This window comes from Mesorhizobium sp. WSM4840 (genome assembly GCF_055811755.1).
The window spans coordinates 97,672-107,416 of the sequence record NZ_JBVVQD010000023.1 but is presented as its reverse complement, the minus strand read 5'-3'; the positions used below and the strand labels follow the sequence as shown (position 1 = coordinate 107,416).

8 protein-coding genes are annotated in these 9,745 nt (G+C 58.7%); 4 read left to right on the top strand and 4 right to left on the bottom strand.

Annotated elements, in window-relative coordinates; translation table 11 throughout:
- Window positions 1-83 precede the first annotated feature (83 nt).
- The 3 genes from AC0L3I_RS26370 to AC0L3I_RS26360 are packed head-to-tail and all read right to left on the bottom strand — an operon-like array spanning window position 84 to window position 3,813.
- Window positions 84-1,145 carry a GlxA family transcriptional regulator gene (locus tag AC0L3I_RS26370; RefSeq protein ID WP_473528776.1) on the bottom strand — a complete coding sequence of 354 codons (1,062 nt, stop codon included), beginning with the start codon at window positions 1,143-1,145 and terminating at the stop codon, window positions 84-86.
- Window positions 1,145-2,254: a mandelate racemase/muconate lactonizing enzyme family protein gene (locus tag AC0L3I_RS26365; RefSeq protein ID WP_473528775.1), complete on the bottom strand. Its 1,110-nt coding sequence runs from the start codon at window positions 2,252-2,254 to the stop codon at window positions 1,145-1,147. Before AC0L3I_RS26365 ends, AC0L3I_RS26370 begins: the two co-directional genes overlap by 1 nt.
- Before the next feature lie 8 nt (window positions 2,255-2,262).
- The gene (locus tag AC0L3I_RS26360; protein WP_473528774.1) at window positions 2,263-3,813 is read right to left on the bottom strand and encodes a trimethylamine methyltransferase family protein; all 1,551 of its coding nucleotides are present in this window, start codon (window positions 3,811-3,813) and stop codon (window positions 2,263-2,265) included.
- Between the two features lie 123 nt (window positions 3,814-3,936).
- Between AC0L3I_RS26360 and AC0L3I_RS26355 the strand changes: the two genes are divergently transcribed.
- Window positions 3,937-4,896, top strand: a complete 960-nt coding sequence (locus AC0L3I_RS26355) for a LysR substrate-binding domain-containing protein (RefSeq protein WP_473528773.1) — start codon at window positions 3,937-3,939, stop codon at window positions 4,894-4,896.
- Window positions 4,897-5,263: 367 nt separating this feature from the next.
- Window positions 5,264-6,277 carry an isopenicillin N synthase family dioxygenase gene (locus AC0L3I_RS26350; protein WP_473528772.1) on the top strand — a complete coding sequence of 338 codons (1,014 nt, stop codon included), beginning with the start codon at window positions 5,264-5,266 and terminating at the stop codon, window positions 6,275-6,277.
- A 38-nt stretch (window positions 6,278-6,315) separates the two neighbouring features.
- Here the strand turns inward: AC0L3I_RS26350 and AC0L3I_RS26345 are convergent, their stop codons facing one another.
- A complete protein-coding gene (locus tag AC0L3I_RS26345) occupies window positions 6,316-7,194 on the bottom strand; it encodes a LysR family transcriptional regulator (protein ID WP_473528782.1) in 879 nt (292 codons plus the stop codon).
- Between the two features lie 157 nt (window positions 7,195-7,351).
- Here AC0L3I_RS26345 and AC0L3I_RS26340 point away from each other — a divergent pair, with 157 nt between their 5' ends.
- A complete protein-coding gene (locus AC0L3I_RS26340) occupies window positions 7,352-8,590 on the top strand; it encodes an aromatic ring-hydroxylating oxygenase subunit alpha (RefSeq protein WP_473528771.1) in 1,239 nt (412 codons plus the stop codon).
- 4 nt (window positions 8,591-8,594) lie between these two features.
- Window positions 8,595-9,656: an FAD-binding oxidoreductase gene (locus AC0L3I_RS26335; RefSeq protein ID WP_473528770.1), complete on the top strand. Its 1,062-nt coding sequence runs from the start codon at window positions 8,595-8,597 to the stop codon at window positions 9,654-9,656.
- Window positions 9,657-9,745: the final 89 nt, after the last annotated feature.

Below are 9,745 nucleotides of genomic sequence, written 5' to 3'. Positions count from 1 at the left end.
AACGCTTCTGCCTCGCAACCCTCAAAACCGGCGACCAACAGGCTAAAATCGTCAGAACTTCGGAATCAGGACACTAGACTGAATTATCCCAAGCCAGGCCCGACCCAAGCCGGCACCATCGTCCGGCACTGTTGTGGCGAAAAGCCATTGATGATGCGGAAGCATTTGGCAAAATGCGATGCTGACATAAACCCGCAGGCAACAGCAATGTCTATGATGGGCATTCGCGTGCCTTCGATCAGGCGCTTGGCGTGGTCAACCCTGATCCTGAGGTAGTGACGAGCCGGTGGTTGACCTATGTGGATTGCGAACAGGCGTTCAAGCTGCCGGCGGGAAATCCCGACCCTATCCGCAACGTCACCCATCGACAGCGTAGTCTCCACATTCTCTTCCATAATGCGCATCGCCATCGCCAGCTTGTCGCTGACTCCTGCAAACGCCAGACCTGAAGGACCCGTCTGGCGGTTCGAACCGGACCGCTGGCCCTCTACCGTCGCGTGACGGCACACTTCCTGAGCGATGTAGGCGCCCGCGTGACCTGCGATGAGATCCACCGCGAGGTCGAACGCCGCCAATTCGCCGCCGCAAGTAGAGTATTGGCCATCCTTGACGAACAGGGAATCACGGATGCGCGGCTTGTGAAAAACCTCGGAGAAAGCCGCGAGCCGCGACCAATGAATGGTGCAACGGGTATCCGCAAGCAGGCCTGTCTGAGCGAGCAGCCACGTCGCCGTGCCGATCGCCGATATCGACACCCCACGCCGCGCCAGGAGCCGCAGGAACGCGTGCAACAGAGGCGTCATCTGCTTCTCGACCGGTTCCCCCGCCACGACGGCCAGCTGGTCCAGCCTGCAACTGCAGGACCGGTCCGCTGTCAATTCCTCGACTGTTACGTCCACCGGTATAGAGAGCCCGTTGGCGCCTACAACCGCTTGGCCGTCGATCCCCGCAATCCGCCAGCGGAAAAGAGGAAGCCGGGCAACCGTGTTGGCTATGCGGAAGGGCTCGATATAGGCGTGAAGCGCCAGATGCGAAAATCCCGGCAACACGAGCACGGCAATGTCATGCGGCTTGCCCGACACCTGAAACGCAGCGTCAGGATGGACGGGGCTGCTGGTTTCGTGGATGCGGGCGGGAGCGTTCATCAGCAACCGTAGCTCGCTACCGGGGCGCCAAAGACGCCGGCTTCGGGCTTCACACCGAGGCCAGGTCGCTGCGGCACGGCGATATGACCATTGTCTATGACCACAGGGTTCTTGTTGTCGTAGTGACCTTCAATATATTCCTGGGCGATCCACGCGCCTTCGAAGCGCCGCGGGTCGACCGTTGCGGCGAGATGCACGCAGGCGGCCGCGATCACGTCTCCGCCCCATGCGTCGTCGCAGGTGTGCGGCAGCGACCGGATGGAACACATGTCGCGAGCGGTCATCATTTTGGTCAGTCCGCCCAGACGAGTGACTTTGAAGCCAAAACCATCGGCAATGCCCGATGAGATGGCCCGCAATACTGCATTCAGGTCTTCGGTGTTCTCGTCCAGATAGATGGGATGGGTACCCCTGCCCCGGACAGCCGCAATCTCTTCCATGCTGTTACAGGGCTGCTCGAACACAAACGGGATGTTTTGGCAAAGCCGATCTAGGTGAAGGGCAGACGCCACCGATAGACCTCGATTGCCGTCCACAACTATGCTTGCCTTGAGGCCCACAGCCTCCCAGACCTTATGCACTGTCGCCGCGTCCTTTTCCAGGTTGCGACTACCAATCTTGACCTGGATACGCGGGTAGCCCGCCTTGACCTTGTCGGCCGCGATACGCGCGGTTTCGTCCGGAGAGCCCACGATCGTGGAGTAGTAAGACGGCACGCGGTCTGTAAGCGCGCCGCCCAGCAGCGTCGACACCGGCACGCCAAGACGCTGGCCGATGAGGTCGAGAAACGCTATGTCGAGCGCCGCCTTGGCGTAGTTGTGCCCATTCAGTCTCTCATCCATCCGCTTGGCCAGATGTCGCGGCGACTGGGTCGACTCTCCAATCAGACCTGGCGCAATCTCAGCTATCGCCGCCCGAGCTCCCAGCGCGTGATGGGGTTGATAGACTGGTCCGACTGGGCAGGTTTCGCCCCATCCCGTAGTGCCGTCATCCGTCACAACCTCGACAAGCGTACTGTCCAATGAGTGGACGTCGGCGCTCGCCATCTTGTACGCGCCACCCTTGATGGGAAGCTGGGTCGAGTAGACGTTGATCCTGTTGATGCGCATGACGACGCTCAATAGTCATCGTTGAGCGCGTCAACCGCCGGGATTTCGCGCGAGCGTCGATCGATATAGGCGCGCAGTTCTTCATCTTTGGCCTGGTCCAGCGTGGGCTCCTGGTACTCTCCCAAAAGGTGCTTCGCGTGGTCGAGCGCCCTTTGCTTTATGTCCTTTGAGCCATCGACCTTCCACTGCTCGATCGAATTGTTATCGAATAGCTTTGGTATGAAAAATGCGCGTTCGAAGTTGGCCTGGGTATGCGGATGTCCGAGATAGTGGCCACCGGGTCCGACGTCACGGATGGCGGCCAAGGCCTCGTCGAAATCATCCCAGTGGATACCTTGGGTCATGCGATAGCCCATGGCACAAACCTCGGCATCGACGACGAACTTCGCGATGGAACAATGCATCCCGGCTTCGTTCCAGCCCGCCGAGTGCCAGATGTAGTTGGCGCCGGACATCAGCACCGCCATCATTGTCATGGCGCTTTCGTAGCCGGCCTGAGCATCGAAAATCTTGGCACCGCCGAGTAGGTTCGATGTGCGCCATGGGACGTTGTAGCGTCGCGCCATCTGCCCGATCATGAAGTTCATCAACGATATCTCAGGCGTCCCAGCCATGGGGGCGCCGGACTGCATGGAGACCGTCGACAGGTAATGCCCGTAGATGGCCGGGCAACCTTTGCGGATCACTTGCGTATAGGCGAGTGCAGAAAGCGCCTCGGCATTCAGCTGCGCCACCGCCGCGGCCGTCGACGCGGGCGTGTTCGCGCCGCCAAGCACGAATGGCGAGCACAGCACCGGCTGGTTGCGACGACAGAATGCCCGCATGGCGCCGAGCATCACCTGGTCCCACACCAGCGGAGAATTGCCGTTGCAGTTTCCGGTCGTGACCGCATGCGTTTCCATGAAGCCTTCGCCGAAAAGAATCTCGCACATGTCGAGCACGTCCTCGGCGTTCTTGGGCGACGTGGTCATTCCCATGAAGATCTTGTCGGAATGCTTCATCGACGAGTAAGTTATGTGCAGATGTCGATGCGCTACGACGATATCCATCGGCTCGACGATGTGGTGTGCCGATGAGTGCAGCGCCGGCATCATGTGCGCCAGCTTGTGGAAGGTCCCCAAGTCGGCAATGGTCGGGCCACGACGCACGTCGTCAAGGTCGCGCATGTAAGGCGCGCCGGTCATCGGAACGAAGATCGAATTCGGGCCGCCCAGCTGTACGTTTTTCGCCGGGTTGCGAGCGAAATATTCAATATCGGGCGGGATTGTTTTGATCAGATCCATCACCAACCCGCGATCCAGATGGACCCGCTCACCGCGAACGTCGGCGCCTACTCTCTTCCAGTCCTCAAGAGCGATCGGGTCGCGGAACACCACCCCTACCTCTTCCAGGATCGCGAGCGACGCTTCGTGAATGCGTTCTACCTGTTCTGCATTCATCGGCTCGACTACGGGTAGCCCGCGCTTGAGCGTCGGCAGCATCTCCACTTTGGGCGCAGTCCGAATAATCCGGCGCGCATCGCGTCCTCCCCTTCGAGAGACTTGCGCTTCAATGGTCATGCGGGGCCTCCAAAAAACAAGCGAGCCGCAGCCGGGCCGCGCGCGACTATTGCTGCAACCAGCCGATTTGACCTACTGCAAAAGTCTCACGCGCGTGTTGACTTATGTGCGGAAGTCCGCGTCTTGCCGAAATCGCTGCGCAGCTCGGTTTTGGAATGTTTGGAGCTCAAGATGGTTCGCCGATATTATGACCTGCCCTCCCTAACAGCTCTCGCCGTCTTCGAAGCTTCCGCCAGGCACCTGTCGTTCAAACTGGCGGCGGGAGAGCTAAATGTGACTCCCGGGGCGGTCAGCAGACAGGTCAAGGCGGTCGAGGACGAACTTGGCGTTCAGCTGTTTGTGAGGCTGGGCTCAGGGGTGATACTGACGAGTGCCGGCGAGGACCTTTATGGCGTTCTTGCGAGCGGCTTTTCGCGCGCAGCCGAAATTGTCCGCACCGTCAAGCGCGGCGATCGGTCCAAGAACGTCACGCTCGCCTGTTCTGACGCCTTTGCGACAATGTGGCTGATACCGCGTATGCCCGATTTCTGGACACGGTATGGCGAGATTGCAGTCGATCATCTGATTTCTGACAATCCGCGCGACTATCGAAGGGCCGAGGTGGAGTTGCGCATCCGATACGGATTCGGCTCTTGGCCTGGCGAGAACGCCGAGGTTCTTTTCAGCGAAACCATCTATCCGGTCTGCGGGGTGGACTTTGCCAAAGTGCATCGAGACGCGACGGCAGGTTCCTTGCCTGATCTTCCCTTGCTGCATGTCGACTGGGTTGATCCAAACTGGGCGGGCTGGGACGAGGTATTGCGTCGAGCGGCCGTGCCCCACGGTCCGAGCCGCGGCCGCCGTTTCGGCAAATTCTTTGTAGCCATGCAGGCGGCTCAGGCCGACCAGGGCGTTGCCGTGGGCTGGCATCACCTCGTGAAGTCACAGATCGATGAAGGCAAACTGGTCAGGCTGACCGAACTCGAACTTGCGGCGCCAGGCAGCTACTATCTAACCTGGAACGATAACCGCACGCTTTCGCCCGCTGCCGATATCCTGCGAGGCTGGATACGAGAAATCGCGGCGCAGGAACGAACCAGCTGAGGCTCTTCCGCCCCGGAGCGCTCTCGTTCAGATAGTTCTCGGCGATCCTGTCACCAACTTTGCATAGGTCTTCCAGCCGCTCTGATGGCCTGCGGGTGCCGCACAGCTTGAGACCTTTGCTGTTCAGTCTCCTCAATCCTTTCACTGGGGCGGCGATGTCGCTCGCCGAGCTGTCTTCGTCGCCAACCTGTTCTTTGGGCACGATGAGTTTGCCGATGCTGGAATCCAGCAGGATCGGCTCGTCCATGTCGTCCGATCAGTGACACAGATTATTATAAGTAATCCAACAGCAATATTATTGCAGTTGAGGAGACTGGAACGAATGGGCCAAGGTCGGCCCGTCTCCCACCATCAAACAAGGTGTTCGATGTCCATAGATCTCGTTGCCAGACTGGACGACAAGTTGCGTGCGAAGCGCGAAAGCTTTGACAAGATCCCGGTGGTCGATATCGCGCCCCTTCTCGATGGCAGCAACAAGCAGGCAGTGGCCAAGCAGATACGTTGGGCGCTGTCGAACACTGGTTTCATGTACGTCAAGAACCATGGCATTCCTCAGGAGTTCGTCGATTCGGTGTTCGATGTGAGTCGCCGGTTTTTTGATTTGCCCATGCCGCAGAAGATGGAACTGCACGTAAGCAAATCGGATGTAGCGCTGCGCGGATACATCGAGCCATTCGGGGAAAACACCGATCCAGGCAAGACGAAAGACTTCAAAGAATGCTTTGACATCGGCCCTGAGCGCTCGACCCTGGAAGGTCCGTTTTTTGGCTCCAACCAGTGGCCCTCAACCCTGCCCGAGTTTTCCGAGCTGACATACGCATACCATCAGAAAATGGTCGTCCTCGCGAAAACACTGTTGAAGGGCATCGCACTCAGTCTGGATTTGCGGGAAGATTATTTCGAGAGCCTGATGCGCAACCCGATCAGCATCCAGCGCCTTCTCCATTACCCTCCGCAGGGTGGCTATATCGGGGAAAATATCATCGGCATCGGTGCGCACACGGACTATGGCAATCTGACCATCCTGGCGCAGGACGATGTGGGCGGTCTGCAGGTCATGAACCGGGATGGCGACTGGGTAGAGGGCACACCCATCCACGGGACCTTCGTCATCAACATCGGCGACTTGATCCAGCGGCTCACCAACGATGTCTATCTGGCGAACATGCATCGCGTGGTCAACACCTCTGGACGGGAGCGCTATTCGATCCCTTTCTTTATCGATGCTGATTTCGATGCAGTCATCGAACCGCTGGCGTCATGCGTCACGGACAGCAACCCGCGTCGGTACAGTCCGGTGACCTGTGGCGCGCACAAATTCGGGCGTTTCGCAGCAAGTTACGCCCACTTAACCAAGGACATAGCGAGCGCGGTTGTGTGAAGCCGCCAGAACAAGTCCGCGAGCAAGAGAGCGGCCTTTCAAGAGCTTTTTGCAAGCCAGTTCGCAAAGAGCCGAGCTTTCGAACCTGCTCGCGGATGAATTTTCAGATAAAATGCCATGGGCGAGGGAATATTGTCGGGCACAAGTGTGACCAGCCGCCCCTGTTCCATCAGGCTTTTGACCAATTCATCCCACCCCAATACCGCCCCGATATCATCTTGAGCGGCTTGGAGGGCAATCATGTAGTTGTTCACGGAAAACCTGCGGCCCTTTGGCATGGCGTGTCCAAGCGCTTGAAACCAGTCCGGCCAATTCGTCCAGTCGGTTTCCTCGTTATCCATATGAATTAAAGGTGCGTTGAGCAGATCCTCAACTCGGCCAATGCCGTGCTCGGCGGCGAACCTTGGAGTTCCGAGCGCGACAATACGATCTTGAAAAAGTTTGTGGCACTCTTCGAGATTCTCCTGCGGATCGCCGTATTGAATGCTTAGATCGCAGCGGACAGCTTTTGTGGGCACGTCGCTGACGATCTGTGAGACAGCGATGGTGGGATGGCTTTTCCAGAAGGTTGAAATCTTCGGTGTCAGCCATAGCGAACTGACGGCCGTCGTTGTCCGGATGGTCACGTCAGCGGCTTCCGGGCGATCGCGCATGTGAGTAACCGCGTCGGAAATCGTCTCAAGCCCGCGCTGCACAGCAACGAACAGGAAAGCCCCCTTCTCAGTCAACTCGACACCGCGGCTCATACGCAAGAACAGGTTGCATCCCAAGTCACCCTCAAGCGCCTTGATTTGGTGGCTGATAGCCGCGGGCGTCACGTTCAATTCCCGGGCGGCGTTCTTGAAACTCGCATTTCGGGCGGCCGCCTCGAAGCAGATGAGAGCGGTCACCGAGGAGAGATCGTACGGTCTTGGCATCAAAGCTTCTTCTGACCCGCTTTTTGGCTCATGGATGGCTCGCGGCGTGCAATAGATTAGTTGAACTAAATCGAGCTGAAAATTACTGCTATTGCGCAAAAGGCATTCAAGCAAGAAAATTCATCTCAAATGTGCACGCCATCTATGGAATTTCCGCATGAACGCCGCCTCGCCGTCCATCCAAGAGCTGCTAGCCCGCCGCGTCTCGGGCTATGCCCTTGAGCAGCCGTTTTACACATCGCCGGCGATTTACCAGCTCGATCTCGAGCACATCTTCTACCAGGAATGGCTCTACGCGGCCCCCGCGTGCCAACTTGCGAAAACTGGCAGCTACGTGACGATGCGCGTGGGTGCCTATGAGGTGGTCATCGTGCGAGCCCGCGATGGTGAAATCCGCGCCTTCCACAATTCCTGCCGTCATCGCGGCTCGATGATTTGTAAGGCGCGCGAAGGCCAAGTGGCCAAACTCGTCTGCCCCTATCACCAGTGGACCTATGAGCTTGACGGCAAGCTCATCTGGGCAAATGACATGGGGCCCGACTTCGACATGTCCAAACACGGCCTGAAGCCGGTCCATCTGCGCAATCTAGCCGGCCTGGTCTACGTCTGTCTGTCCGAAACGCCCCCCGACTTCGAACCGTTTGCCCACCTGGCCCTTCCCTACCTTGAGGTCCATGACCTCAACAATGCGAAGGTCGCGCATACGTCGACCATCATCGAGAAGGCCAACTGGAAGCTTGTGTGGGAAAACAACCGCGAATGCTACCACTGCAGCAGCAACCACCCGTCGCTCTGCCGCTCCTTCTCGCTCGACCCGGAAGTTGCGGGAGTGTCTGCTGACGGTTCGGTCTCTGCGACCCTTCAGGCGCATTTTGACCGTTGCGAAGCCTCAGGCGCGCCAGCGCAGTTCCGCCTTGGTGGCAGCGGCCAATTTCGCTTGGCGCGTATGCCGCTTCAGGAAAAGGCCCTGAGCTATACGATGGACGGCAAGGCCGCCGTAGCCAGGAACCTTGGCCGGGTTGCGCTGCCCGACGCGGGCTCGCTCTTGATGTTCCATTATCCGACGACCTGGTGCCACTTCCTGCCTGACCACTCTCTGACCTTCCGAGTCACGCCGATCAGTCCCACGGAAACCGAGGTCACCACCGTCTGGCTGGTGAATAAAGATGCGGTCGAAGGCGTCGATTACGACCTCAAGCGTCTGACGGAGGTCTGGATCGCAACCAATGATGAAGATCGCGAGATCATAGAAACCAACCAGCTGGGGATCTTCTCGCCGGCTTATATCCCTGGCCCCTATTCACCCGGGCAGGAAAGCGGCGTGACGCAGTTTGTCGATTGGTATGCGGCCTGGATCGAGCGCGCCCTCGCGCCGCTTCAAGTTGCAGCGGAATGACCCGATGAGCGCATTCGCCAAACTCTCCTTTTGGACGGACGCAGAGACGCTTGAATGCGTCACCCGTACTCCGGAAGCGCCGAATGTCGTTACCTTCAGCTTTCAGAGCCCGTCTGGCGCGCTGTTCAACCATGAACCGGGGCAGTTCGTCACGCTGGAACTGCCCGTTCCTAGCGGGCCGCTCTATCGCACCTATACGATCTCGTCTTCGCCTTCGCGGCCGACCGCCCTGACGATCACTGTCAAGGCACAGGATGGGTCAATCGGCACCAGGTGGATGCTCGACAATTTGCGCAAGGGCATGCGCATCAGGGCCATAGGACCTGCAGGGAAGTTCTCGATCGTCCATCACCCTGCCGAGAAATACCTTTTCATCTCGGCCGGCTCCGGCATCACACCGATGGTGGCGATGACCACTTGGCTTTACGATTCCGGGCGCGAGCCGGACATTGTTTTCATCAACTGCGCGCGCCGCCCGTCCGACATCATTCTGCGCGACAGGATGGAACTCATGGCGTCGCGCATCGTCGGCATCGATCTCAAATGGGTCGTCGAAGAGGCAGATCCCTTCCGGTCCTGGACGGGCTACCGAGGGATGTTCAACCAGATCATGCTGGGCCTGATGGCGCAGGATTATCTCGATCGCGAGGTGTTCTGCTGCGGGCCTGAGCCCTTCATGCGGGCCGTGCGCGAGGCGCTTGCCGGTCTCGGCTATGACATGAGCCGCTACCATCAGGAAAGCTTCGCGGCAGAGCCGGAGCAGGCCGAGGACATTCCAGACGATGTGGTGCCGAACGAAGAAAATCAGGCTGAGGTCATCTTCGCCTTGTCTGGCGTCACAGCGAAATGCGCCGAGACCGATACCCTTCTTGCAGCAGCGCGCGCTGCGGGTCTGGTGATCCCTTCAGGGTGCTCGATGGGAATCTGCGGAACCTGCAAGGTCCTCAAGGCCGAAGGGCAGGTGCACATGGTGCACAATGGCGGCATCACGGACGAGGACATCGCCGATGGCTATGTCCTTGCCTGCTGTTCTCGCCCGATCGGTCGTGTGAAAGTCGCCGCATAGAAAGCATTCGATCGATCCTCGACCAGGCGCATCTGATGCGCGGCACTTCCCGATCAGTCGAAGATGGATGGCGCTAAGGCGACGACGAA

Coding starts and splice junctions, on each gene's coding strand:
- AC0L3I_RS26370 (WP_473528776.1), bottom strand. CDS start 1,145: ATGAACGCTCCCGCCCGCATCCACGAAACCAGCAGCCCCGTCCATCCT.
- AC0L3I_RS26335 (WP_473528770.1), top strand. CDS start 8,595: ATGAGCGCATTCGCCAAACTCTCCTTTTGGACGGACGCAGAGACGCTT.
- AC0L3I_RS26345 (WP_473528782.1), bottom strand. CDS start 7,194: ATGCCAAGACCGTACGATCTCTCCTCGGTGACCGCTCTCATCTGCTTC.
- AC0L3I_RS26360 (WP_473528774.1), bottom strand. CDS start 3,813: ATGACCATTGAAGCGCAAGTCTCTCGAAGGGGAGGACGCGATGCGCGC.
- AC0L3I_RS26340 (WP_473528771.1), top strand. CDS start 7,352: ATGAACGCCGCCTCGCCGTCCATCCAAGAGCTGCTAGCCCGCCGCGTC.
- AC0L3I_RS26350 (WP_473528772.1), top strand. CDS start 5,264: ATGTCCATAGATCTCGTTGCCAGACTGGACGACAAGTTGCGTGCGAAG.
- AC0L3I_RS26365 (WP_473528775.1), bottom strand. CDS start 2,254: ATGCGCATCAACAGGATCAACGTCTACTCGACCCAGCTTCCCATCAAG.